The organism is Agarilytica rhodophyticola, assembly GCF_002157225.2.
In the GTDB taxonomy this organism is placed as follows: domain Bacteria; phylum Pseudomonadota; class Gammaproteobacteria; order Pseudomonadales; family Cellvibrionaceae; genus Agarilytica; species Agarilytica rhodophyticola.
In genome coordinates, this window is record NZ_CP020038.1 from 302,926 (window position 1) to 328,595 (window position 25,670).

20 protein-coding genes and 1 riboswitch are annotated in these 25,670 nt (G+C 41.9%); of the genes, 13 read left to right on the forward strand and 7 right to left on the reverse strand.

Annotation, left to right across the window (positions count from 1 at the left end):
* Position 1: 1 nt before the first annotated feature.
* Positions 2–1,009: an arginine N-succinyltransferase gene (locus tag BVC89_RS01295; protein ID WP_086929497.1), complete on the reverse strand. Its 1,008-nt coding sequence runs from the start codon at positions 1,007–1,009 to the stop codon at positions 2–4.
* A gap of 76 nt (positions 1,010–1,085) precedes the next feature.
* Positions 1,086–2,300, reverse strand: coding sequence for a hydrolase (locus BVC89_RS01300; RefSeq protein ID WP_086929498.1), 1,215 nt, complete (start codon positions 2,298–2,300; stop codon positions 1,086–1,088).
* A gap of 553 nt (positions 2,301–2,853) precedes the next feature.
* On the opposite strand from BVC89_RS01300, the gene BVC89_RS01305 reads away from it, so the two are divergent.
* The 5 genes from BVC89_RS01305 (at position 2,854) to BVC89_RS01330 (ending at position 13,004) form a co-directional block, all read left to right on the forward strand.
* The gene (locus tag BVC89_RS01305) at positions 2,854–4,221 is read left to right on the forward strand and encodes an aminotransferase family protein (RefSeq protein ID WP_086929499.1); all 1,368 of its coding nucleotides are present in this window, start codon (positions 2,854–2,856) and stop codon (positions 4,219–4,221) included.
* Between the two features lie 221 nt (positions 4,222–4,442).
* A complete protein-coding gene (locus BVC89_RS01310) occupies positions 4,443–4,949 on the forward strand; it encodes an Lrp/AsnC family transcriptional regulator (RefSeq protein ID WP_086929500.1) in 507 nt (168 codons plus the stop codon).
* Positions 4,950–5,245: 296 nt separating this feature from the next.
* The gene (locus BVC89_RS01315) at positions 5,246–10,015 is read left to right on the forward strand and encodes a hypothetical protein (protein ID WP_086929501.1); all 4,770 of its coding nucleotides are present in this window, start codon (positions 5,246–5,248) and stop codon (positions 10,013–10,015) included.
* A 344-nt stretch (positions 10,016–10,359) separates the two neighbouring features.
* Complete coding sequence (locus BVC89_RS01325; RefSeq protein WP_086929503.1) at positions 10,360–11,367, forward strand: hypothetical protein; 1,008 nt, start codon at positions 10,360–10,362, stop codon at positions 11,365–11,367.
* Positions 11,368–11,456: 89 nt separating this feature from the next.
* A complete protein-coding gene (locus BVC89_RS01330; RefSeq protein WP_086929504.1) occupies positions 11,457–13,004 on the forward strand; it encodes a hypothetical protein in 1,548 nt (515 codons plus the stop codon).
* A 127-nt stretch (positions 13,005–13,131) separates the two neighbouring features.
* Here BVC89_RS01330 and ald read toward each other — a convergent pair whose 3' ends face one another.
* Positions 13,132–14,253, reverse strand: a complete 1,122-nt coding sequence (gene ald, locus BVC89_RS01335) for an alanine dehydrogenase (protein WP_086929505.1) — start codon at positions 14,251–14,253, stop codon at positions 13,132–13,134.
* Between the two features lie 116 nt (positions 14,254–14,369).
* Here ald and BVC89_RS01340 point away from each other — a divergent pair, with 116 nt between their 5' ends.
* From BVC89_RS01340 to BVC89_RS01365, 6 genes are all read left to right on the forward strand, one after another.
* On the forward strand, positions 14,370–14,876 hold the full coding sequence (locus tag BVC89_RS01340) for an Lrp/AsnC ligand binding domain-containing protein (protein ID WP_086929506.1): 507 nt from the start codon (positions 14,370–14,372) through the stop codon (positions 14,874–14,876).
* Between the two features lie 162 nt (positions 14,877–15,038).
* On the forward strand, positions 15,039–15,419 hold the full coding sequence (locus tag BVC89_RS01345) for a hypothetical protein (RefSeq protein ID WP_158657735.1): 381 nt from the start codon (positions 15,039–15,041) through the stop codon (positions 15,417–15,419).
* 68 nt (positions 15,420–15,487) lie between these two features.
* A riboswitch (TPP riboswitch) is annotated at positions 15,488–15,603 on the forward strand.
* 106 nt (positions 15,604–15,709) lie between these two features.
* Positions 15,710–17,896, forward strand: a complete 2,187-nt coding sequence (locus BVC89_RS01350) for a TonB-dependent receptor (RefSeq protein WP_245929276.1) — start codon at positions 15,710–15,712, stop codon at positions 17,894–17,896.
* Between the two features lie 52 nt (positions 17,897–17,948).
* Complete coding sequence (locus tag BVC89_RS01355) at positions 17,949–18,200, forward strand: YkoF family thiamine/hydroxymethylpyrimidine-binding protein (RefSeq protein ID WP_086929509.1); 252 nt, start codon at positions 17,949–17,951, stop codon at positions 18,198–18,200.
* Between the two features lie 2 nt (positions 18,201–18,202).
* Positions 18,203–18,907: a nicotinamide riboside transporter PnuC gene (gene pnuC / locus BVC89_RS01360; protein ID WP_245929403.1), complete on the forward strand. Its 705-nt coding sequence runs from the start codon at positions 18,203–18,205 to the stop codon at positions 18,905–18,907.
* On the forward strand, positions 18,904–19,656 hold the full coding sequence (locus tag BVC89_RS01365; protein WP_086929510.1) for a choline/ethanolamine kinase family protein: 753 nt from the start codon (positions 18,904–18,906) through the stop codon (positions 19,654–19,656). Before pnuC ends, BVC89_RS01365 begins: the two co-directional genes overlap by 4 nt.
* Positions 19,657–19,730: 74 nt before the next feature.
* On the opposite strand, the gene BVC89_RS01370 is transcribed toward BVC89_RS01365, so the two are convergent.
* The 4 genes from BVC89_RS01370 to BVC89_RS01385 form a co-directional block, all read right to left on the reverse strand.
* Positions 19,731–21,824 carry a hypothetical protein gene (locus tag BVC89_RS01370; protein WP_086929511.1) on the reverse strand — a complete coding sequence of 698 codons (2,094 nt, stop codon included), beginning with the start codon at positions 21,822–21,824 and terminating at the stop codon, positions 19,731–19,733.
* A gap of 248 nt (positions 21,825–22,072) precedes the next feature.
* Entirely contained in the window at positions 22,073–23,227 is a 1,155-nt protein-coding gene (locus tag BVC89_RS01375; RefSeq protein WP_086929512.1) for a porin, read from the reverse strand.
* A 14-nt stretch (positions 23,228–23,241) separates the two neighbouring features.
* A complete protein-coding gene (locus BVC89_RS01380; protein ID WP_173780720.1) occupies positions 23,242–23,670 on the reverse strand; it encodes a type 2 periplasmic-binding domain-containing protein in 429 nt (142 codons plus the stop codon).
* Between the two features lie 165 nt (positions 23,671–23,835).
* Positions 23,836–24,294: a YaiI/YqxD family protein gene (locus BVC89_RS01385; protein WP_281260979.1), complete on the reverse strand. Its 459-nt coding sequence runs from the start codon at positions 24,292–24,294 to the stop codon at positions 23,836–23,838.
* A gap of 178 nt (positions 24,295–24,472) precedes the next feature.
* Between BVC89_RS01385 and BVC89_RS01390 the strand changes: the two genes are divergently transcribed.
* The gene (locus tag BVC89_RS01390; RefSeq protein WP_086929513.1) at positions 24,473–25,117 is read left to right on the forward strand and encodes an FMN-binding negative transcriptional regulator; all 645 of its coding nucleotides are present in this window, start codon (positions 24,473–24,475) and stop codon (positions 25,115–25,117) included.
* 106 nt (positions 25,118–25,223) lie between these two features.
* Positions 25,224–25,640, forward strand: a complete 417-nt coding sequence (locus BVC89_RS01395) for a GNAT family N-acetyltransferase (RefSeq protein WP_086929514.1) — start codon at positions 25,224–25,226, stop codon at positions 25,638–25,640.
* Positions 25,641–25,670 lie beyond the last annotated feature (30 nt).

Consider the following 25,670-nt stretch of genomic DNA (forward strand, 5'->3'; position numbering starts at 1 on the left):
TTTACTCTTGAATCAGACGAATAGTATCGCCAGGTTTTATTTGAAGCGCCTCAAAACTTTCTTGGGGTAAAATAACATCATTGCTATCACCATGTGTAAATTGGCTCTTAACAACTCGAAAATTATTTAATGTCGTATTAGCTATTAAAGTTTCATCTGTCAGCGATGCATTGGGATTAGTAATCGCTGTATGAGTGGCTATACTGCGAACACTTTTAATATTTTTAATTTTTGCTCGCATAATTGGCCCACCATCAAAAATATCAACGACATTTTCGTAGTCATAGCCTTCATCTTGCAAAAACTCCATTGCTCTTTTACTGTCTTTATTTGGCGTACCTATAGCGCTTTGTGCATCTTGCGATAAAAAACATGTATAAATAGGGTGCTTTGGCATTAGCTCAGTAATAAACTGATTTGACCCTGTACCACATAATGCGTCGGCTTCGCCGTATTCCATGTGGAAGAAGTTGCGACCAATCGATTCCCAAAACGGGCTGATTCCGTCTTCATCGACAATGCCTCTAAGCTCTGCAATAACATGCTTAGCAAATCTTTCGGGAAATTGCCCCATTAAAAGGTAACGTGAAGTCGCTAGCCAGCGACCGTTACCGCGATAATCCGGATCGACAAACAAAGAGCCTACTTCGGAGTGGTCGGTATAGTCATTGGTTAGATGTAATAGCTCGGCCCGTACTTGTTTTTCAAGAGAGTGGGAATAATGGGTAACGGGCATAACACGGTAGGCATAAAAAGCCTGGCGACTTCCTGTTCGTGCATGAACACTTGCAGTACCAATAACCTTTCCTTTTTGTGTATCTTCCAGAGCTAAGAAGAAAAAGTCATCCTTATGGCTTTTAGTAGACGAAAAACTTTCTCTAGAGTTATTAATTTTTTTGCTGAGAGCCTCTTCCGATGTCGGTAGAGATGTCATTCCTTTTCCTGCTTTGTTGGCTAGGGCAAGTAAGTCTTCCAGATCACTTACTTCAACTTGTCTGATAATCAGCATAAAATCTTTCCAATTTTTTATTAATAGCTACATTGCCAAATGTAGCTATTATAATGGGGGTAAAACTTTGGTTTTATTAAGCTTGCTTACTGCAGAGCTTAGCAATAAGTAGGGCAGAAAGTTGTGCTCTTTCAACAAAACTATCTAAGCAGGCAAATTCATCCTCACTATGTATTGCTCCACCTCGAACACCTAAAGTGTCGATATTAACTAGCCCTGCTGCTGCAAGATTGTTTCCTTCGCAACAACCTCCTGTCGCTTTAAAGGCAATATCAATATCTAATTGTTGGCCACACATCTTAAGTAGATCGAACATGCTTTGTTGTCTTTCATTCACAGGTTTAGGTGGGCGATTAAAATTACCGTGTAGTTTAAATTTACATCCACTTTTCTGTTCCACTTGTTCTATATACGCGTGAATTTTCTCTTCTACATATGTTTGCTGCTGTGGATCTTGTACGCGCACATTAAAGCGGCATATGCCTAAGTCGGGCACTACATTAACCGCGCCGCCACCGGAGAATTTACCAATATTAACTGAAATCCCTTGTGCTTCGTCGCTTAGCTCTTCCAGCATAATCGCAAGTCGAGCAATTGCAGTAAGAGCGTTGCGGCCAGAGAAAAAGTCTCGTCCAGCGTGAACACTTTTGCCATGGCATACAACAGTGAAATTGCCGCTACCTTTACGAGCTCCTGCAAGTGTGCCATCTGATAATGCCGGCTCGTAGACTAGACCATAATCCGCTTTCTTCGCTAATTTTGTTAATTCTGCAGCAGATGACGGTGAGCCGATTTCTTCGTCAGGGGAGATTGCAACGGTAAATCCTACTTGATCTTTGAAGGGAGAATGGTGAATTGCTCTGAGTGCTTCAGAAAGAATAACTAAGCCTCCTTTCATGTCAGCGACACCTGGGCCTCTTAGATGATTGCCTTCAATCCAAGTTTTTTGGAACTCACTATCTATGGGAAATACTGTATCACTATGACCGGTGCAAAGAATTTGCAGGGGTGCCTCAGGACGCGCAGAAAATAGCTGCATCTGGCTTGTTTCAAAGTTTTTTACTTGCCCGTCTTCTTGAACAAGAGGAATAGTTTCGAGCGTTAATGTTTTATGGGTGTCACTCAAAGGAGAGAATATGGAGACAAACTCTTGATTAACTGCATTTATTCCTGCCGGATTAAAGCTACCAGAGTTAATGTCTGCAAGACGTCGTGTTGTCTCAACCATCGATGAGTGTCGCGGTTCAATGGAGGAGAGAAGCTGTTTTTCTTGTTCGTTAAGTTCAAGCATATTTGAGGATGTGTAATCAGTATTTAATTAGCCTTCGAACAGAGTATAAGAGATACAAATTGTTACAGCTGAAACTTTTATTTAAATGATTAGCGTTACTGTCTTATTGGCCTTATTGCTCATAGGATTTGTTATGAACCGCTTGCTAAGCATATAAAATTTGTCTTCATTGCGTCATTTAATAGCTCTTTTGATCTATAGCAATGCTAAATTGAAAAGTTATTGAGTAATTCTATTCTGACGGGCGTTATGCTAAAGATGTTATGGAATAATAAGAAAATATAGAATTTTATTCGGGGCACTTTTTTGATGCAAAAGCGCATCGCTCATATTAGAAGCCATCTTTATACCAATGCATTTTGTTCGACTATCTTAATAAATAAAAGATTTTATTTTGTCTTGCAGGCCTAGAATAGGGTAATAGAAACACAGCGAATACCCCAAGAGCTTAAGTGATGAAACTGCTTACTTTTTTCCATAATCATGTTACTCATCTTGAGCCACAGCTCGCTATAACAGATGAAAATCACTTGATGATAATAAGAGGATAGTTATGGATTTAGCTCAAATTAAAAGCTTGATTGAGAGAGACCCTGAATTGATTTTGCACCCTGCTTCTTCCATTAGTGCGTTGGTTGAAAATGGACCTCAAATGATCACTTCGGGTAAGGGGTCTTATATTCAGGATGCTGAAGGGAATAAGTTACTAGATGCAATCGCTGGGCTGTGGTGCGTTAATGTTGGTTATGGTCGCATGGAGCTAACTCAGTTTATGAAAGAAGCCGCAGACCAACTTGCCTTTTATCACACCTTTTCTAATGCCTCTAATCCCTGGCAAGTGTTACTTGCTGAAAAGTTATTTAAGTATGCACCTAAAGGCATGGGAAAAGTGTTTTTTGGCTCATCGGGAAGTGATGCTAATGATACTCTTATCAAAATTGCTTGGCATTATCACAGCTTACTTGGTAAGCCAGAAAAGGTTAAAATAATAGCTCGTGAACAAGCATATCATGGTACCTCAATTAGCACGGCTGGCTTAACAGGCTTGGGTAATTTCCATAAAAACTACCCTATTCCTTTAGATTTTATCGTTCATACAGATTGCCCTCACTATTATACTCGTGCGCGTGAGAATGAAAGTGAACAAGAATTCTGTAATCGCTTAATTGGTAATATCGAAGCTTTAATTGAGCGTGAAGGAGCTGATACTATTGCAGCTTTCTTCGCCGAACCCATAATGGCTGCTGGTGGTATTATTGAGCCTCCTGCAGACTATTATCCTCGTCTTAAAAAACTACTTAAAGAAAATAATATCCTCTTAGTTGCCGATGAAGTTGTGTGCGGATTCGGTCGCTTAGGTAGCTGGTTTGGTTCTCCTTTACTAGATTTGGAGCCGGACATGTTGAGCTCAGCAAAAGGCGTCACTAGTGGTTATTTCCCAATGTCTATTGCGATGATTTCCGATGCAATTTGGGAAGTTTTGAAAGGAGGCTCGGAAACTCTCGGTGGATTTTTCCACGGCTATACCTACAGTGGGCACCCTGTTGGAGCAGCTGTCGGCTTAGCTAACATTAATATCATTGAGCAAGAAGGACTTGTTGATCATGCAAAAAGCCAAGGTGCTTTTCTACACAGTCAACTGCGTAATGCTTTTGCCAATCATCCTCATGTAGGTGAAATTCGTGGTCGAGGCATGTTAGCTGGCATTCAATTAGTCGAAAATAAAGCTGCTCGCAAATTGCCTGAGCCAAGCTTGAAATGGCCCCTTAAAGTGGCGCAGCGCGTGCGCCAAGAGGGCGTTATCGTCAGACCTCTGCCTAGTGTTGGCTCTATTGCTATTTCTCCACCGCTTAACTTTTCGACATCTGAAGTTTCATCTCTTATTAATGCTTTGCGTATTGGAATCGACGAGCTGAATTAAATTTGGGCGGATCACCACCTGTATTAGATTTGTACCGGTGGTGCCTCTTATTTTGTAAGTGTATGATTTATAATAATTATTTTTCTTGTGTACCTACTTTGTAAAAAACTGTTTAAAATTAACTTTGATGGCATTGGCCCGCTAAACGTAATACAGAGTATATAAAAGTTATACAGAATTATTATAAATACCTCACTAACTATTTTAAGAGGCTATAGTGAATGACGAGCTCGAAAAACCTCGATCGTTTAGATTTACGCATACTCGAAACTCTTCAATCTGAAGGTCGAATGACCAATAAAGAATTAGCTGAACATGTGAATCTATCTCCCAGTGCGTGTCACCAACGTTTACAACGTTTGATTACTGATGAATGGGTATCGGGCTTTACAGGGCGCTTAAATATCGAACGTTTGTGTGCGCCTGTGCAATGTATTGCGACAGTGTCACTTAGTAGCCACTCGCCTGACGCTTTTGGTATGTTAGAACGTCGCGTTGCCGGCTTGCCAGAAGCTTTAGAGGCTTATACCGTCAGTGGTAGTTGTGATTTCATTATTCGTTTTGCGTGTACACACATGACACGTTATATGATGTTGACCAATTCTCTTATCCAAGATTGTCCTGAGATTTCCAACATCAGTACTCACGTGATTATGAAGCAAAGTAAAGTCTTTACCGGCTATCCATTGAAAGAGCTTATGAGCCGACAAAGCTTTAATCCTGCTTGAGTAAAACTCTCGATATTATCTTTATAGTTTTGTATCTCTCATCAATTCGATAGTAACTAATACCATCGAATTGGTATGGAGAGGTTTTGAAAAGCTAGGGCTGAAATAAGCTAAAACCTTTGGCTTATTTATCGAACCTATACCCTCTTGTGTCTTAAAAATCTCCTAATGTCACTTTTCTTTGCATTGCCTGCCTCATTTAATGACGAACTCCATTTTCCCTTTTATCACTAAAGTATTGGCTAATACCTCAAATCCGATATTTTTGATTTGTATTAACTCGTTCAAGAGGATAAATGAAAAGCGAAGCGAGTCTGGGCAAGTTTCATTCTTTGCCGATGGTGGATATTGGTGATCTGACCGCGCAGCCGCAGGGGAAGGTGTCTTTGCGGCGCAGTCATTCTATGAGGCCGGTATTGAGTCAGACGATGGCAGAGTCGCTTGTGGCATCTTATCCCCATGCGCCCAAGCCGTCCTCAAAATCATCGCCAGTTCCAACGCATCGCAGCGCCGATATGCCGCCGCCATCACCTCATCAGCTGACACTGCCCAAAGCACGCTTGTCCGATGAGCAGCACAGTCAAGGGCGTGCCATGCTCGACCGTGTCGCCGGAGGGCGGGCAGCATTATTAGAGGTGGTGTCCACGGCGACCAAGACCCCTTTATCTGATCACCTGGATCAGCAAGTTAAAAAAGATGTTTTTACTGACTTACCTTTTCGGGTTTCTATTGGCGCTCATAATTTGGCAAAGATGCTGGATGACGAACAAGTGCTCGAACGATTGAAAGAAACTCCCTTGCATAAGGAAATCATCCAGCAGATTGCAGGGGACAAAACCCTGACCAAAAGAGGCGTGACTCGGGAGGCGACGGCTTATGCACAATTCTTTTTAGGTCAGCTCTATGATCATAGTCGCGCCCCTAATATTGAGACACTGGTGGCAGGCTTTCCCAAAGCCGCCCAAGCCGAGCTGCACGGTACCGGTGGTTACGCTCTGACGAAAGATTATGAGCGTGCCAATGATCTGGACTTGAAGATTATTCTTAAAGGCTTCGTCGAGGCAGGTTTTGTACCTTTTGATAGTCCTGAGAATATTCATCGTTTGAAAACCCTTGTCGGCCAGTGGTTGGTGGAGTCCATCTCTCCAGATGACTTGATTAAAGAGCCTTTGACCCTGATTGGCTATGACAAGGTCTTTGACTTGTGTACCCACAGTACCAAGTTTGGTGAAGGTTTATTTAAATTCGCCCTCAATCAACAAGACTCTGAGCATAGCAAACCTATCGATATCGCCATTGTTCGCCCACAAAATGTAGAAGTGTCCTTTGATTGCACTGCCCATTCTACCTCCCTGCATTTCAATACTGCCGATGGCAAGATTCGCCAGGTGGACTACCTCAGCCCAGAAGCGAAAAAAGTACTGGATTATTTTAATGTCGACTTTTTTAAAGAAGATAATCTCCAGCGCCGTAACAAACGCAATGTAAAGGCGGGCAAAGCCATTCAATCCACCCATCCTGTTGCGGGCTTTTTGGTCAATAACAACCCGACCAAGTTTGATGTGGTGAAATCTATCGTGGGCGGGATGCAAGCTCTCACCGATATGCAAGATAGCCAAGTGCCGGCGGTGCAGCGTCATTTTAAGTATTTAGCCCATGGGCTTGAGCAGCAGGGGCTCAGCGTCGCGGCATTACAAACCCAGGCAGATACGGCACTGGACACCATCCGAACACGGCTCAATAAAGAAGTATTGCCGTACGTGACCTCTATTTATCAAACGCCCCTTAATGATAAGGGAGATGTGGCACGGCTACTCGGCAACGTCTATAACGGGGATTTTCTAGATAAAGAAGACAATCACCCAAGGATTCTTAGTGTTTTGGAGGCGATCGATTTATCTCCCGAGATTCAGGAATTTTTCTGCCGCTTAGACAAGCCTCACTTGTCTCATGATGATGTCTTTAAAATGGCGACATACTTGATGAGTCCCGAGTCGATGCCTGAACTTGGGCACCTGGACGTGGCATCCGACGAACGCATGATCATGGTGTTGCAATTGGTGCCCTTGTTGCGTCATTACAGTGCTGAAGATAAGCGCGAAGGGCGCACAATCGATGAGGATATGAGTCTGTTTATGTTGCATGCAGTGCAACACTTTCTCGGAGGCGCCGACGCGGATGAAGCCCAACAGCAGGGCGCGCTTGCGCGCTTACTAAGCCAACCCGTAGATGCCATCGCGGCCACTGACTGGAAAGCCTTGGCCCATGCCGTGGAGCCAAAAGCACCGTCCTCGTTGTTGCCGATCGTAATAGCCGCCGCGAAGCATCCCGAGGATGCGGCCCTACAACAATTGGCTCATCGACTGCCGCGACAGTTACCCGAAGACGTGGATCATGGGGCGTTGGAGCATGTGTTATCCGAACTTAAGTGCGAGCCCCATTCAGCCGTGGCAAGCTTGGTTCGCAGCTACCGCTCGCAGCTTGGCCTGCGCCAATTAGACGCGGCTGTGGCGAAGGAGGACTGGAAAAGTGCGGGCCAGGCCTTAGGGAAATTGAGTATTACCCGAGATAAGCAGGCCAGCCATGCCTTACTTGCGCAGGGGATGAACCGGCTAGGTGAACAAGATTTCAGTGCTTATGGTAAAAGCCGCCAAGGTCGTCTCAATGGCGCATTGAAGCTGATCACCCAGGGATTGTCTGCGTTGCCGCCTGCGCAATTAGATGAGATGTGGCGTCACCGAGAATTAGAAGGACTCTATCCTAAGCTGTCACAGAAAATGGAAAAGACCTTAAGTAGCCATTTGCAGGACATGATCGATAACAGCCATGACGTGCCGCGCCAGGATGTGTTACGTCGCCAGCGTATGAGCTTTATGGCCAATCACAAGCATTGGCCGGGAGTGTTGGCTGAGTACGGACGCCTAAGCGATAAGAACACCCATCAGATCGGCGAGGATTTGGCCCATGATAGCCGCTTGCTGGCAGATATCACGCGTTCCCCCAGTGCCGCTAAACTGCTGGCCTCGATTATGATGGATCGACCAGCGCTTGTGCCTGGCAGGCGCATGGGCGCCGATGATCTTCACGCGTTTTTCAAGATGTTAGACAGCCATGAGCCGAGCCTAGAAAGCTCTGCATCTAGCGGCTCCAATGATAGCACTGGAGATAGGATGTCACGTTTATCAAAACGTGATTATGGCTTACTCAGAAAACGCTTATCCAAGCCAGCTCAAGGAAGGGAGAACACCGAGCAACACCGCATTAAGGCACAGACCCAAGACGCTATTGCAGCGCAAGATGTAGCATTTATTGCCAAACATCTTCTCAGTAAGCCATCGAGCACATTCGCCCAGGCAAATACCCAAGCCGTAGCCGAAGCTGTGTGGGAAAATCGATCAGCGCTGATGGCACAGCCCAAAAACAGCCATGATGCCAATGCTCCCCTTGTGGCTGCTCGCCTGTTACTAGAAGCCGAGCATCAGGGCGATACATGGTTGAGCCATCATGAGCTTAGCACCATGGATACGGGTGTGCGTTTTGGCTACAGCCAAGCCCTGGCCAATGCCATCAATACGCTTACCCATCCCTCCGTTACCCAGAGAGGCGTTAACAAGACCGGCGTTAACAAGACAGGCACGCAAATAAAGAACACCGTGACAGCGGCAGACCCGTCTATGCTGGGCAAACTTCGTCAACAGCAGTTGCAGGTATTTAGCGTCGATCAACAATGGCCGCAGGCGAATAAGGTCTGGGATACGCTCTCATCCACACAGCAGCAGGAAAGTGCGCCGGCACTGCTGGCCCAACTAGGGTTGCGCGACAAACACGCCTCCAATGAGGCCTTAAGAGCACAGATGTTCCTTCTAGATAAAGTGCTGACGACAATTTCAAAAAAGAATCAGCCGATAGAAAATATCACTAGTCTTATGCAACTTGTAGGATCTTACGCAAGTGCGTTGGATATGGATACTACGCTTTTAGATAATATATTAAGAAAACTAATTAGACAGGACAGTAATGGTCTTGAGCTCTATATTCAGCAAGATAGTAGTCGCGTTGATTCAGAAAAAGTATTAGCAGAAAAGGCACTGGAGCAGATTGTCCAGCAGCAGATTCGCAGTGACGATGAAAAAATACCGGACGTGGTATATCGTGCGCTTAAATCATTGGGCGATAAAAAAGCCGGTGCTCTTTCATTATTGAAGTTGATGAACAAAAGCGAAGAGCACAATAATATGGAAGCCTTGACTCTTAAGCACTTCCTTGAACGCAAAGCGACGACCCTACCCGGCTTTATAGCATTTGCACAAAAAGCGCCTGAAGCTTTTATAGAAAATGTAGATACAAATGTATTTAAAAAGTTAATGGCCGAGGAAGACCTTGCGCTTACTACTACACTTGCTATGCAAACTAATATGGAGCTTCTTAGAAATTCGCCTAAAAATTTTATTGAAAAAGCTGACTTTTCTTTCTTTAAATTTTTACTTGATCAGAGTAGTAGCAAAGCTGAATTTAAGCAGGTACTTAACTTGCTGGCCCAAAGTTATGCCAATTTTGGTTCAGGTGCCGAGCAGCATAGGCAGGCAAATAAAGTATTAAAAAGTGTTCAATATGCAGCTAACTTATGGACTCAAAAGTACTCTAGAAGTGAAACTCCGTTTACTAGTCAGGTTCCTAATGACATGTTTCGTGACTTAGTTAAATTTAATACTAAAGATAACAATGTCGTAACTCAAAAAATATTGGAAAGACGTTTCCAACAAGATATGTTGGAGACTTTTTCAAATAGAGGAACGCCAGACGCGACTAGAATGGCTTTGAAAATAGTGAGTGGCGAATATGATCCCACGCTTTTTACTAATAATAATTCAAAATCGCTATTATATGATGTGGTGGCAAATGTTGCAGATGAAAATCAATCTGAGCTTAAGAATTGGGTGAAAAAAAATAAAACCGGTATCATTCATGCGCTCAAAAATCGGAGCGATCTCCCTAATTACTCCATGCCTATCATAGGTAATCATTTTCGAACGCATTTTAAGCTTACAGGCTATTTAAAGGGTTAGGCACTCCATAGTGTCAACATAGAAAAATATTGTTTCCAATTTTGAAGTAAAAGAATATAACAGGCCGCCTCTAGCATAGGAGTAGAAAAATTATCAAATGCGTTAATAGGTATCTTGAGTTCAATTGTTGTAAATAGTTTATTAATCTTCTTCTGACTGAGTAACAGGATGACAATATTCATGTTTTTATATTTGTGCGCCAAGCAATGATTGGGCAAAACGGTTGATAATATGCAATATTGTCGAAATTAATGACGAACAAGTTTTGATATCTGTCTACTTATGATTGACAGGTTCTATATAAACGACATTTAGTAATAATTAATTCAACGATTGAGGTTGCAATGACTTTTCCTATAAGACGGGGTGCGCAGCAACTGCTGCAGGGAGTAGTAAACCAAGCTATTAAATCTAATAGCAGCATAGCGGACGCGGCGGCAAAATCAGTGTCGAAGCCAGCTACATTTGGCAAAGCGCAGTCGAATTTATTATCTATAAAACAACTTATGGAAGGGGGCGAGCAGCTAAGTAGAGGGACGGTTGGTAAATCTCAGCCTAATAAGTTTGTATCTATAAAAGAACTTATTGGTAATGAGCCACTGCATCAAACAACTAAGCCTATTAGCAATACCTTGGCCCAAGGCATTCGTCAAACCAGTCCAATGGAAACGAAGGCATTGCAAAAGCTAGAAACACAGGCAGCAAAACTAGAAAGGCTTGAAGTGCAAACAGAGAAACTGAGTAGAACCTTGGATGAGGTGTTAGGTAAAATAGAAGAACTAGGTATTAATATCAAGGAACTTGGGCCTATTATCAGTGAAAGTAACCCTAGTAGGACTGATGCTTTAAAGAAGCTGCTTAATGAGGCAGCCACTAAAAATGGATGGAGTGCATCACAAACAGCAGAGAAGTCAGAAGCTGCACATAAGCTTATCGATAAGCTACAGGCAGGAATAAATACAGCGGCAGCTGCAGTAGGTATTGGCGCAGCAACAGGTTTAGGTGTAGCGACTTATAAAGCCACTTATGATGAAGCTTTTATGGATAAAGTCAAAGGGGCCGCTAACGATATGGGACTTAATCTTGAAAAACACAATTGGGATGATGCCGAGCCATTAATAGGTAGTTTAACTACGATAGTCGCTTTTTATGCATTAGCAAAAAGCTATGCTCGAGGTGCAGGGATAAAACCAGCCGAAAAAGCGTTAAATAGTTTAGCGACACAAGTTTATTCCAAAATGATGAAAGTGCCACCCAATAAAGCTGAGACAATGATTAAACTTGGAAAAGAAAGCGCCGGTCTTGCCGACGTTGCGCGTAGTCAAAAACCTGGAACACATTTTAGATCGTAGTGGAAAGAACAATATGTGCTTATTTTTCTCTCTATGAATGACCTACTAAATAGCGCTTAGGGCCTAAATGTTCACGAAGGGTTTGCGTAATGACGACTGTTAGTAATAATTTTTTACAGCCCAACTTAATCTCTAATATCAATAGTAAAGGCGAAAGGCCCGCTTTTACTTGTGCTAGAAGCAGTAGTTCCCTTCTACCAAATGCTAATTCTCTTCTAGCCCTTAGCGTTGTTAAACACGATACTGCCAACCCAGTACAAAGAACTCATAAAGGAAGTTCTGGGTATTTGTATCCTATACGAGAAAAAAAATCGAATCAGATTCAAACAATGAATATGATTTTTTTACGTATGGGTGAAAAGGAAGGTGACAAAGAATCATCAGTTTCTCAAAAAGAGTATGCTAAAAAAATTCATCAATGCTTACAAGAATTGAATCGAGATATAGTAAGTGGATACAAGGGGAAAGTTCAACTATGGGTAGAAAATGATAGTGTACCTCTTGCTACTCGGAAAATACTAAGTGGAAATATAACATCTAATGGGCAAAAACAGATCGATATTCTGTCTACGAATATATTGAGAGAGAGATTTAGCGATTTCAGAAAAGATGGTGCTATTACTGATCGTCACTTTGATATATTTAACAAAGCAATTGATATTGTGGATGAAATGGTAAGCCCTTGGATGCGTAGTGATGTATTACGCTTGTTGACTCTAGTCTCTGATATATGTGTGACAGAAAACTCTAAAGGTAAAACTAAGTTTGCACTCTCTCCATGCTTCTATAAAGACTTTGGTTTGCAAACTGAAAACTCTTTGCTAGATAAAACTCCGACAAGAGAATACCGAATACCCTCAGGTGCAAATATATATGGCGAGAGTAGTCTGTTGAGTGTATCTAGATCTGAGAGAGGAAAAATCCATAAATTGAGAGAATTTTTTTCCAAAAGCCATAATACTGAGGACAAGAATATAGCCAATATAGCGCAGGCACTAGAGAAAATTTTGGATCAATATCAGGTTACGTTTAAAACCAAGCTAAACTCAACAAATAAAATAAAAGCTGCGTTGGGTGATAAGGCTTCAGAAAGCTTTATTTTTCTACGAGCAATGCCTAGATTAGAAAGAAATATTGGAATAATGTCCAATAAGCTGCAAGAAGACCTTAGCGAAAAAGAAAAATCTCTTGTTAAGGATTTTCCAATATTTCAACAACTTATCCTTGCTGAGTACGGGGAAAGCTTAGCTGCGGTGACTGATTATGTGTTTATGGAAAGTGCGCGATCCCATTTTAAAAATTTTAGTGAAAATACATTGTTGGGACAAAAGTCTGTATTTTCTTCCGCACCAAGCATAGAAAACTCTGGATTATGGATGTTAAATCCAAAGAATATGCCACCGATTACTCTAGCTGAAGCCAAGCAGCTTGGTCTTGAAGGCTCTTTTATTGCGTCAAGAGGCGATAAAAAGCAAGAAGCACAAATAAATATAATAGGTAATTTATTGAGGTCTAAAGCTTTCTCTAACAGAAATATTACAGAAAGTAGTGGCGAGATTGTACCATTTAAAAGAAGCAGAGAAGCGAAGGAGATTTTAAATAGGTTTAAGCAGCATATACTACAGCTAAATATATGATTGCATCATTATTAACACGCCTTAGCATACAGCGAAAATTTTTAAAGACAGGATAAGGCGAAGATAAAAAAACCACACTCTTAGAGCGTGGTTTTTTACTTTCAGCTCTAGCAGAGCCTAAGATAATTTACTTTTCTTTAAGTGCAGTCATCGGCTCGACATATTCGCTGTCTAAAGCGTCTGCCACAGCTTTGCAGGTATAAATACCTTTATAAACATTCAAACCATTGCATAGATGCACGTCGTCCATCATGGCCTGTTTGCTGCCTTTATTAGCTAACGCTACGACAAAAGGAAGTGTAGCGTTTGTTAATGCTAACGTTGAGGTTCGTGCAACTGCGCCAGGAATATTAGCAACACAGTAATGAATAATGCCATCTACGACGTAGGTAGGTTCTTCGTGAGTGGTTGCGCGGCTTGTTTCAAAACAACCACCTTGGTCAATTGCCACATCCACAAGAACTGTATCTTTTTTCATTCCTTTTAGCATTTCACGAGTAACAAGTTTAGGGGCCGCTGCTCCAGGAATTAAGACTGCACCGATAACTGCGTCGGCATCACTAATTTGTTGTTCGATAGTGGCTTTATTAGAGAAAAGTGTTTTGATGCGGCCATCGAACATTTCGTCTATTTGCTTTAAGCGTGGTAAGGAGCGATCTAATATAGTGACATCTGCGCCAAGGCCCATTGCCATTCGGGCTGCGTGAAGTCCAACGACGCCGCCACCAATAACAACAACTTTAGCGGACTCAACACCTGGCACACCACCTAACAGCACACCGCGGCCACCTTGGGCTTTTTCTAGCGTATGAGCCGCTGCTTGTATTGACATACGTCCGGCTACTTCACTCATTGGCGCTAGTAGTGGTAAGCCGCCATTAGCGTCAGTTACTGTCTCATAAGCGATACAGGTTGCACCTGAGGCGAGTAGTAATTTGGCTTGTTCTGGGTCTGGGGCCAAGTGTAAGTATGTGAAAAGCGTCTGTTCAGCTCGTAGCATTTTGCATTCATTTGGCTGTGGCTCTTTCACCTTTACAATCATCTGAGCGCGTTCAAATACTTCTTCTGCGCTGCCTACAATTTCTGCTCCTGCTGCAACGTAGTCATTGTCAATAAAACCGATGGCGTCTCCGGCCATAGTCTGAATAATGACATCATGACCAGCTTCAGTTAGTTCTTGTACACCGGCAGGCGTCAAACCGACACGGTATTCATGGTTTTTAATCTCTTTAGGTACACCGATTAACATGGCCTAAGCCTCCCAATATTGTATGTTTTACGAACGCAAAAATTATAATTGTTGCCAAAAAGAATTATTTCTCTAATATTGTAATTATTCAGAAAAATTAACTAATAAAACTACAAATGACAGAAAAAATACCTACTAATGAGAGTCTTGATGGTGTAAACCTCAGTAAGATTGACCGTAATATCTTACGCGAACTACAACGGGAGGGGCGTATCACCTATTCGGAACTAGCTCGCCGTGTCGGTTTAACCACTACTCCTTGCATGGAGCGTGTTAAGAAATTAGAGCGCCAAGGGGTGATCAAGGGCTTCACTGCTATACTTGACCCGGCGGCACTAAGAGCGGCGTTAGTGGTATTTGTGCAAATCCGCCTATCGAGAACGTCGCAAGATATATTTGCCGAGTTTAAGCGCGCTGCAGCGGCACTAGATGAAGTGCAAGAATGTTATTTGGTATCCGGTAATTTCGACTATCTGATAAAAGCCCGTGTTGCTGATATGAGAGCATACCGAGACTTTCTTGGTGATACTTTGCTCACCTTGCCTGGAGTGCAAGAATCCACCAGTTATGTGGTAATGGAGGAAGTTAAAGAAACTATGCATATTCATGTCCCACGTAAGTAAATGCCAAGCAAAAAAGTTAAATTTATAAAATACTTCTTATTGGCTATCTTCTTTTCTTTGCTACTGCTGATATGTGTTGCAGGATATTTCCTATATCAGCTTAAAGACATAGCTCAGGATTTAAAGCGTACTTTTATTCCAAGTGGTGTTTCCAGGGTGAATATGTCACAGCTCAAAGTTGGTGACGTACAGTATTTTTCCAAGGGATGTTCGGTATTTACAATCAAACAGGTAGCGGGCAAAGAGTCTTTAGTAAACATATTTTCTGTGCCAAAGCAGTTTATGGGTACATGCAAAAATCTTGAAGATGGTTTTAGCTATGACGGAGAATATATTGTGTTAAAGGTTTGCCAAATGGCTTTTGGTGCAGGAGGTTGTGGTGGTGGTCGTTACCGTTACCGTATTAGCAATGGTAACAATAGTAACAGTGGCGATCACTGGGAAGAGTACATCGGCGTAACCTGGCGTAATGGTGAAGAATATGAAGCTTGGCGTCGTGTGGGCTCAACATCTTCGCGGGCTGATTCTATAAAGAAACGTTGAAACTCAAAAAACCTCGTACAGCTATGCTGGTTTTTGATTGCTAGGTTAATAACAAAAAGTTAAAATCAGCTACTCCTGAGGGGTGGCGTCTTTACATAGTGTATTCGCCTGAGATGAATAAGCATTCAAACCCTTTGAACCTGATCCGGTTAATTCTGGCGTAGGGATAGGATTTAAGATCAGCCATCCTTTTTTAATAACGGCGCACGAGTGGCCGTTAACGCGGTGCTTCTTTAGCTTATCAAACTGCTGCTCTCCGGGTCTTTTTGTTGACAAACCGAGGGCCATCCTTGAAATTTTATCGAACATTACCTGCAATTACTTTATTTACCGCCGGATCTGCCTTGGCAGCTTATCAGGAAAAACCCCTAGAAGAAGTGGTGGTGAATGCCGAGTTTCATGAAAAGACTGTGTTAGATACTGCTACAAGCGTCAGTATTATTGGACAGGCTCAATTGCGTGCTCGTGAAGCGAGTCATTTGGAAGATGTATTAAATATTATCCCTAATGTTAATTTTTCCTCTGGTGCTTCCCGTGGTCGTTTCTTTCAAATTCGAGGTATCGGGGAACGTAGTCAGTTTGTCGACCCTATTAACCCTTCGGTAGGATTGATCATTGACGGTATTGATTTTACCGGGGTTGGTGGCGCCGCTACAACTCTAGATATAAAACAAGTTGAAGTGTTGCGTGGTCCTCAAGGCACTTTGTACGGTGCTAACGCTTTAGCTGGATTAATTAACATAGTCTCGCAAGATCCTTCTGAGTCTGGAGGCAGCCTTCGTTTAGCACTCGGAGAGTTTAATACTCGCCAATATGAGCAAGTGATTAGTGGCCCTGTCAGCGATGATATTTCCATGCGTATCGCGCTATCAAAAAATCAAAGTGATGGTTATACCTCTAATGTTCATTTAAATCGTGACAATACTGAGAATATTGACGAGACAACAATCCGCACTAAGCTACATTGGCAGGCTAATGATGATACGTTGATTAAGTTCACAAGTTATATTGTTGATGCCGACAACGGTTATGATGCTTTTAGTTATGAAAGTAATCGTCAAACGATCACAGATCAACCCGGCCACGACCGTGTTAATACTCGGGCATTGGCTTTGGGGCTTGATTATGCAGGCTTTGACAGTTTTAAGTGGGAAACCAACCTAAGTGCTGCGGATTCCGACTTAGAATACGGTTTTGACGAGGACTGGAGTTTTCGAACCGTTTGCGCAATAGATTCCTCCTGTGCTTTCTTTCAGTATTCTACCTTTGACAATTATCAGCGGGATAATAAAAATATTTCTCTCGATTCACGTTTAGTATCAAACTCTGATGAAGGTGAGCTATCTTGGGTATCCGGTATTTATTATCGTGCGCAAGATGTGGATTTGCTGAGGACCTACACCAATAACGATCCTAATGGTGATAGCTTTTACGGCCCTATTGTTAATCCCGAAATTACGCTATTTGGAAGTAATTTCGAAACCAAAAATATAGCGGCCTATGGACAATTGGGTGTGCCCTTAGGCGATACTCTATCGTTGATTGTTGGACTTCGTGCCGAGACACGTAAAGCCGATTATTCTGATAGCAATAATAATGTTATCGAAAATAATGAAGATTTTGCTGGCGGTAAACTTGCACTTGAATATCGCGGTATAGAAGATCATTTATTTTACGGTCTTGTTTCTCGTGGCTATAAAGCTGGTGGTAATAATATTCCAGGTCCCCTAGATGCTAGCGGAAACGATTTAATCCCTATTATTTTTGATACCGAGTTTATGTGGAATTTCGAACTTGGCCATAAAGCTACTTGGCTAAGTGGTAAGCTCGATTCTCAAATAAGTTTGTTTTATCAAGATAGAGACGATATCCAAGTACGGCAATCTTTAGTCACCAGCCGAGATTCTGGTGAAGTTAACGGTGATTGTCCTTGCTCTTTTACTGATTTTATTGGTAATGCAGCTGCAGGTGTTAACTATGGTTTGGAATTAGAAGTAAACTACTATATTAATGAGCGTACTCGTAGTTGGGTCAACCTTGGTTTATTGGAAACTGAGTTTCGTGATTTTTTAAATTTTAGTCACGCCAATGCCAACGCTGATACAGGGACTCCAGTGGATTTAGAAGGACGAGAGCAGCCCCACGCACCTAGTTATCAAGCTGCTGTGGGAGTGGAATTTGATGTGTTGCCCTATTTGTCATGGCGTATTGATGCAGAAGCTAAAGATAGCTTTTTCTTGTCAGCAAGGCATGAAGAGCAAACAGAATCTTATGTTCTGTGGAATACTCGGCTAACTTATCAGCGAGATTCTTGGCAATTGGCACTTTGGGGGCGCAATTTAACTGATGAAGATACCATTATTCGAGGTTTTGGTAGTTTTGGTAATAATCCGCAAAACTTTTATCAAACAGAACCCTATTATCAACTTGGTGCTCCTCGCGTTATTGGTATTAGCGCCACACTTAACTTTGAATAAGCTATGGCGTATGTTGGATTTTTAAACAGGTTTTCCATTGAGGAATAGTGTAATGATACTAAGTGTTGAACTAACTCTTTATCCATTTAACGAATCTTATTTAACGCCAATAAAGAAAACTATTGAACACCTTAATAGCTTCGATGATATTAAGATACAGACCTTTCCAACGGCTACTATTTTGATGGGCGAATATGAGCATGTTATGGATGTTTTGAAAGAGACTATGGCATGGAGCCATCAGCAGTTTGGTCGTAGCGTCTTTGTCGCAAAATTTTTGCCCGGCTATGAAGCTTTAAAGTAGTGATGATGGACTTTTTTTCTTTTATTGATAATTTCTTTGCTTTCTACCTAGCCAAGTCAGCTTGGGAGTTGTTAGCAGTTTTTCTAGCCATTGCCTACTTAGCTTTGGCTATGAAAGAAAATAATTGGTGTTGGCCTGCGGCATTGATAAGTACAATTATTTATATATTTTTATTTTGGGATGTAAGTTTAGTAATGGATTCATTATTGCAGGTCTATTATATGCTTATGGCCATCTACGGCTGGTGGATGTGGCGCTCAAAAAATCAAGAAAATAATAGTATCAACAATGGAGTTGAGGCAGCTAGTGTTACATCAATAGCCGATGAACAAATAAAAAACACCTTAAAAATTTCTAATTGGCCCTGGTCAATGCATGTATTAGCAATTAGTTCTGTGCTTGTTATTAGTGGCGTATCAGGTTTTTTTCTAAGTAAGAATACTGCCGCAGCCTGGCCATTTTTAGATTCGTTTACCACCTGGGGAAGTGTATTAACTACATATATGGTGGCAAAAAAAATTCTCGAAAATTGGTTGTATTGGATTGTAATCGATTCTGTTGCGGTATTTGTCTACATTGAACGCGGTTTATATCCGACGGCAGGTTTATTCATCATTTATGTTGGTATGGTGATTTATGGCTATTTTGTTTGGAAAAAAATTTATAATGAAGAGAATAAAATAGTTGCTGAGCCTATCTCATCATGAGTTCTTATCAGATGCGCCTAGAACAAGCGTTAGATACGTGGCGCAATTGGCAGTCTCCTTTTTCTAAAAAGCCAACAGTACTCGAAAAAATTAGTAGTGGTTACACCAACCGCTCTTACCTTGTGGGTGATAGGGCATCGGCGGTAATTTTAAGACTGAATCATCCAGACTCAAAAACATTAGGTATTAATCGCCGACACGAATATCATATTCTGCAATCAATACGTTCATTGAATATTGCACCGAAAATCGTGTATTGGTCAAAGGCGATGAACTTTGCTGTATTTGAATTTATCGATGGCCGAGTCTGGACAGATAAAGACTTTCTCCAGGCTGAACAACATCAAAGACTTATGGATGTTATTGCTAAATACCGCTCTGTAGCTATAGATATTGCATCTTTCTCTTACCACAGTTATTTAAATAGCTATTGGCACAAGTTTAAATTGCAAGGTGGCAATACGGCTCCTTACCAAAGAGACTGGGACTTATTTAATAAACAGTTGAAACTGTATGAAAGGTTACATAAAAATAGAGTTCTTACCCATCATGATCTTGTTGCAGAAAATATCATTGAAACTAACAATGGCATAAAAATAATTGACTGGGAATATGCCGGGCTAGGTATTGCTGCGCTAGATGATTATTTTGTTATAAAACATAGCCGGAAAAATATATATAAAGCGAAATATCAAATGGCTAGAAACATTATATCTTGGTTGGATAAGCTATGGTGGGAAATTCGTTAGAACTTTTATAGGAGGTGATTAGATCGGTTCTAGACCTGCCTAATCACCTATCATTTCTTTACGAGTAAGACGGTTTATTTACGAGTATAACGGTAAAGTGTCGCATCCTCGGTTCCAGCATCATAGATACAGTCAAACTGTTTGTCGCTAACATTAAGTAGATAGCATGTATAGACTTGGCTTTGTGCGTCTTCCCATTCGTCATCACAGCTCTCGCGTGTTTTTTCCATATGAGTATCCATGATGATTTGATTATGGGTTTTTCTCCATTTATACCCAGTTTTATATAGCTCACATTTGCCGGCATCGTCTTTTTCTACGTAGCCGCCACTACCATCTTGTTGGACACTTTCATTACCTGCTTTTTCCCATTTGCAGCTTTCGTTTAGACGTTGTAAAGAATACTCCCCAACAAGATTTAAGTCGTGCAGTTTAGGTCGACTCATCGTCATATCACCAAACATGGAAAGGCCATTTTTTTCGGCATCCATAATAAAATTAAAGTCCATTGGGCTGCTATCCATTAACTGGATAAATTCTTGTTGAGCTATACAGCCAGCCTGACCAAAACTACTGATAGGGTTATCGAGCACTTCAGCAAATTTGCGGTAGTTGGCGCTTAAACCATAAATCCCATTTGGCTCTAGAGTTTCGTTTGCCAAGCTTTCTGCGACCTTTTGAGCTTGTTGTCCGGCGTATACAACAATATGCTGCCCCTTTATTGCGGCCTTAATTTCGATAGTGGGTGGCATCATTGGTAGAACGATATCGGTTGCTGTGCCATCTGTTGGGATGGAGACTGAACTGAGGAAAGGCACCATACTTGTTAAAGCAACGATGGTTTGAGGGTCTTTTGCGGCAATACTAAGAAGTGCAGACGCATCGCTTGGATAATCTGAACCCTCTTCCCACTTAACGCTATAGAGCGATGCCCCAACCCCTTGAATACCTTGTACTAGACCCGTCGCCATAGCTAGTAGTGCAGGGTTTCCTTGTTTTACTTGATTTTGTGCATACACAAGTGTGTTGCACTTAAATTCAGTTGTAATAAAGGCGTTCCATAGAGCGGTTAATGCTGGAGGTGCGTTGCTGACATCAAAGCCGATACCTAAGCCAAACAGTTTGTCGTCTGACTTAAGAGTATGTTGTGGTATATGTCCACGCATTTTTTGTAAATGTGTTGTTGTAAATTCGTGGTCGATTTCCAGTATGCCATGGTAGGAAAGATCTAAGGATTCGCCGTTAACTTGTGTTGAGCGATAGCCTGCAGTGATACGAGGAATTGCTGAGATAAATTGGTCGTACTCTTGGCGGCATACTTCTGTGGTGTTCTCTTTTAACACTTCAGTAATATCACTTGAAAAATACTGTTGTATTTGTTGCCCGAAGCTATTTTTTTCTGGCCATAATATACCGCGTGCAATACGCTGTAGATTGAAAAACAAGATGAAGTCATCTGTATACTTATATCGCTTTTTAATGGCTTCGATCTCGCCGCTTTGTGCTATAGATTGTTCAGGCTTTGTCATAGCCAAACGCTCTTTCTTAGTTGCTTCATCGTCCGAAGCCGCCAATAGCGTTGCCGTTACCACATTATCGACTATGGTGATAGCTAGCTGTTGTAACGTAGCCTTTTTGTCGGCCTCATTTAAAGGCCATACACGTACCTTATGCTGGTCTATGATAACTTCTTCATATTGCCACCCACTTTCAGTAGAAGCTTGCTCGAGCATTTGGTTAAGAGTGTCAGAGTTTGCGAGTTTCATTCGAAAAACTGGTGCCATACCGTGGCTGTATAGCACAAAAGGCCCTGTTCTCGCTAAGCCTGTGAAGTCTGCAAATGCACCAAAAGTACCGTCAGTAGTATCGACATACTGCTTAATTAAATGGGTAAAAAATTTAATACTAGCAGCGTCCTGACCTGCAAATAATTCAAAGGCTTCTTCCATTTGCTGGCTTTGAGATGGTGTATATCCTCCCATAAGTGGGAATTTGCTCAAAAAGTTTGCCAGTTCTTTATTACTTTCGCCTCCAAAATAGTAAATCGTATCTGCGGGTATGTAGTGAAGTAATTCAGAGCCTGAGCTTGCCTGAGTGTTTTTACCAACTTGCCATCCGACGACACCTGCAGCGCTTAGAATAGCGACAATGAGTATCCATTTTTTCATCTTACTTTTCCTGCTTGTTTAAAACGTGATCAGTTCTTGAGTTTTCAATGCTTAAGCTGATAGGAATAATATAGTTTTGTTCACTGAATTGATACTTGTGGTCTTAGGTGCTGTTGATAGCTCCTAGTAAGCCTATGAATAGTGCTGATGATAAAGATTTTTAGTCTGTTATAAGTAATTACTAGATATCTACAACAATAAAGCCGAGCATTATTGTAGCTCGGCTTTACAAGGTTTTTTTCAGTTCACTAAAATATGTAATTGATAGCAAAGCGGACTAAATTGGCGTCGTTAGCATCGTTGAGATCGTCGTCTTGTTTGGTGTATTGCAGTTTAAGAGCAATGTTGTTTCTCCAGTCGTAACGTACACCGATAGATAGTGCTGTGCGCTCATCAGCAAAACTACCAAGGGTAGCCAGCGTCGCTGCTCTCAGCTCCACATTGGTTCCGCCTGGTCCTAGAGGCACAAGGGTTCCCAAAGGTATGTCGTTCACTGCACTAAGCATTTCCGGCTCGTCTTCAAAGTCTTCGAAGGTGATGTGGGGAGTGAATTTACCCAATCTAATGCCACTGGTGAGATAAAATGCAGTGGTTTCAGGAAAAACTGAGTCATCGGTGGTGATATAGGTATATTCGCCGCTGAGAAACCAGCTGGATAAATCTATATCAATGCCTCCACCGATAAAAGTCCCTGAGTCCTTGCTCACGCGAATATCCTCGGCTAAAGCTGCATTACCTGTACTGGCAAGTGCCCCTAGTAAAGGTTCGAATGCGCCGAATAAAAATGTTGTCTTTGCTCGGCCGTAAACGGCTCTTAATGTTAGCCAATCTCGCTGGGCTTTAAAAGAAACGGTGGTTAGATTTTCCAATTCAAAGTTGGTTGTAAGACCACCGAAGTCAGAGGGTAAGTCAAGGTCGCCAGCAGTAAGCTGGGCCTCGTATTCCCAGTCACCAGCATAGGTGTTATAGCTTATTCTAAAGCCATCCATATTATTGAAGGCTACGTCATAGACCGATTCGGGGGGAGTAATCCAGTGGTAGGAATAGCCAACATCGAGTGTTGCAGAATAAGTAAACAGTGGCACCCGAAAACGACCCGCGCTAACCTGCAGATTATCAGTGGCTTCGTAGGTCATATACGCCCATATAAATCTAGCGTCATAATCATCTTCACCGTATGCAACAATTTGGCCTGTGGCGCTTATACTTTCATCTACATCACCGCTGACTTGTACTGCAAAAAGACTGTCTGGGGTAAAACCGATACTGTCATTGTAATCATATAATGTATCGTCTGAGCTGGTTATGCCGCCGACCAAATTAGCAAAGCCATTAATGCGAACTTGGGCGTTCACGCTGGAGGCTACAGCGGTTAGTAAGGCTATAGAAATTAGCTTCTTCATTGTTGTTACTCCTCTTATTGCAGCGGGATGGCTTTTACAGTGTCATTGACAGCACTGCTATCCACATAGCCGATAGCATTTTGATTGTTGGCAATTAATGCAATTACCGCAGCATCGTTATCCACCTCTTTCGGGGGAATTCCCTTGCCTGTGAACACCAGTTTCGACCAGTAAGCTGATACCTGATTTGATGATCGGTTTAGTACGGTGGTATCAAATGTATCTCGCGTCGGACTTCCCTCTACTTGATTAATAGGAATAGCCTCTTTGCTATTGGAAAACTTCTTGGCTTTGCCTAGAAATATACGTTGTGTTGACTTCATATCTATGGTGGCGTCATTGCTTGGGTGGACAACAATTACCAACTCCGCCATTGCTGATACAGTTAGGAAACAACCAATTAAGGTTGCGCTGATATTTTTTAATATGGTTGTTATATGCATTTTGTTCGCCCTACAGGAATTAGTAAGTTCGTTGCCAATTCAATAATTAATATAGCAACGATTTAATTTTTTTTTAGAAATGAGCGAATTTATATGTGCTTTTTAAAAGATAAAGCTAGTGATAGATATTATTTTTGAGTGGTAAAAAAGAGGGGGTAGGATGCGTTAGCAGACTTTCGCAAGATAGCGATCAAGCTTATTGGCAAAATTTTGTCGATCACTTTGGCTAAGTGGGGGCGGCCCACCGGTATGAACGCCGCTAGAACGCATGGTTTCTAGAAAGTCACGCATGTTTAGCCGTCCTTTGATATTGTCTTTTGTGAAAAGCTCCCCTCTTGAGCTTAAAGCAATGCAGCCTTTATCTATAACGTCAGCTGCCAAGGGAATATCGCTTGTAATAACAAGGTCTCCGGACTTGACGCGTTTTACTATTTCATTATCGGCAATATCAAATCCTTTTTCCACTTGTAAAGTTTTTACGTAGGGAGAATTAGGAAGCTTAATTCCATGATTAGAAACAAATGTAACGGGCACCTTGGTGCGTTGTGATGCACGATAAAGCATATCACGTATCACAGCTGGACAAGCGTCTGCATCGACCCAAATACTCGTAGAATTTGCCACTATATTTATTTTTCCCTATCTGTATCGGTAGTTTTTAAGAGCCTGCAAATAGCCTAATCTCGGTAACAAAGATCTGCTAGTACCAGTGAGTTTGCTTTGTCATAATCTCTATGCAACGTTGGGCCATGGTAGTTATTGCCCCTGATGCTGTCAACAAGCCTTAAGGTAAGGAGAAATCGTGCATATACCCAAAAAATTTCGACAACAAGATATGGATCTACTCAAGGGAGTAATACGTGAATATCCATTTGCCACTTTGATTACTCATTCTGAACATGGATTGAATGCGAATCATATTCCCATGCTTCTCTCTGAAACTAGCGGCGGCAAAGATGCGCTTCATGGACATATTGCTCGCGCCAATCCACTTTGGCAAGAAGTACCTGATCAGGCTGAGGCGTTAGTGGTGTTTAATGGCCCTCATTGCTATATCTCACCCAATCATTACCCCACTAAGCATGAGACAGGTAAAGCGGTGCCAACATGGAATTATATCGCCGTGCATGTGAAGGGAGTTATTTCATTTGTTAAGGAGAGGGAATGGATTCATAGTATGATCGACAGCCTTAGCCGAGAACATGAGCGCAGTGAAAAGCAGCCATGGTCTGTATCGGATGCCCCATTAGATTACATTCAAAAAATGCTACCGGCGGTGGTTGGTATAGAAATTTCCATAACATCTATAAGTGGCCAATGGAAATTGAGCCAAAACCAACCAGAACAAAATCAAACAGGTGTTATTAAAGGCTTGTCCGCTAAAGAAAGCGAGCAATTTCAGTCTATGGCAAGATTGATACAAAAGTACACAGTGAATGAGTGCTAATAGCTTCCAGCATGGAGATAGCATCAGAACAGGACATATCAACATGCGCTGGCATAGATATAACCAATAAGTACACTAGAAAGATACGGCAGAAAGGTACAGCACAATGGAAATTGATTACAAAATTAATGCTCCCATACAGACCGAGCAGTTTGTTACATTATTGAATAGTTCCACCCTAGGTGATCGTCGTCCTGTTGGAAACCAGAAATGTATGGAAGGAATGATTAAAAACAGTAATCTTATTGTCAGTGCTTGGGATAAAGAGCAGCTTGTGGGTATTGCTCGCAGTGTGACGGACTTTCATTACGCTTGCTATTTGTCGGATTTGGCAGTTAGCAAGAGCCATCAAAAAGCAGGTATTGGTAAGCAACTGCAGGCTCTTACCCAGCAACAATTAGGAGAAGAATGTAAATTAATTTTACTGGCAGCGCCTTCTGCGAATACATATTATGAAGCTATTGGTTATGAACATAATCCTCGTTGTTGGGTATTAGAACGTAACACCCGCATTATCTATTAACCTGGCAGCTGTGTATGTCGGGTTAATAGC

Coding starts and splice junctions, on each gene's coding strand:
- BVC89_RS01345 (WP_158657735.1), top strand. CDS start 15,039: ATGTCACAGCTCAAAGTTGGTGACGTACAGTATTTTTCCAAGGGATGT.
- BVC89_RS01295 (WP_086929497.1), bottom strand. CDS start 1,009: ATGCTGATTATCAGACAAGTTGAAGTAAGTGATCTGGAAGACTTACTT.
- ald (WP_086929505.1), bottom strand. CDS start 14,253: ATGTTAATCGGTGTACCTAAAGAGATTAAAAACCATGAATACCGTGTC.
- BVC89_RS01325 (WP_086929503.1), top strand. CDS start 10,360: ATGACTTTTCCTATAAGACGGGGTGCGCAGCAACTGCTGCAGGGAGTA.
- BVC89_RS01340 (WP_086929506.1), top strand. CDS start 14,370: ATGACAGAAAAAATACCTACTAATGAGAGTCTTGATGGTGTAAACCTC.
- BVC89_RS01315 (WP_086929501.1), top strand. CDS start 5,246: ATGAAAAGCGAAGCGAGTCTGGGCAAGTTTCATTCTTTGCCGATGGTG.
- BVC89_RS01375 (WP_086929512.1), bottom strand. CDS start 23,227: ATGAAGAAGCTAATTTCTATAGCCTTACTAACCGCTGTAGCCTCCAGC.
- BVC89_RS01300 (WP_086929498.1), bottom strand. CDS start 2,300: ATGCTTGAACTTAACGAACAAGAAAAACAGCTTCTCTCCTCCATTGAA.
- BVC89_RS01370 (WP_086929511.1), bottom strand. CDS start 21,824: ATGAAAAAATGGATACTCATTGTCGCTATTCTAAGCGCTGCAGGTGTC.
- BVC89_RS01310 (WP_086929500.1), top strand. CDS start 4,443: ATGACGAGCTCGAAAAACCTCGATCGTTTAGATTTACGCATACTCGAA.
- BVC89_RS01365 (WP_086929510.1), top strand. CDS start 18,904: ATGAGTTCTTATCAGATGCGCCTAGAACAAGCGTTAGATACGTGGCGC.
- BVC89_RS01305 (WP_086929499.1), top strand. CDS start 2,854: ATGGATTTAGCTCAAATTAAAAGCTTGATTGAGAGAGACCCTGAATTG.
- BVC89_RS01380 (WP_173780720.1), bottom strand. CDS start 23,670: ATGCATATAACAACCATATTAAAAAATATCAGCGCAACCTTAATTGGT.
- BVC89_RS01330 (WP_086929504.1), top strand. CDS start 11,457: ATGACGACTGTTAGTAATAATTTTTTACAGCCCAACTTAATCTCTAAT.
- pnuC (WP_245929403.1), top strand. CDS start 18,203: ATGATGGACTTTTTTTCTTTTATTGATAATTTCTTTGCTTTCTACCTA.
- BVC89_RS01395 (WP_086929514.1), top strand. CDS start 25,224: ATGGAAATTGATTACAAAATTAATGCTCCCATACAGACCGAGCAGTTT.
- BVC89_RS01355 (WP_086929509.1), top strand. CDS start 17,949: ATGATACTAAGTGTTGAACTAACTCTTTATCCATTTAACGAATCTTAT.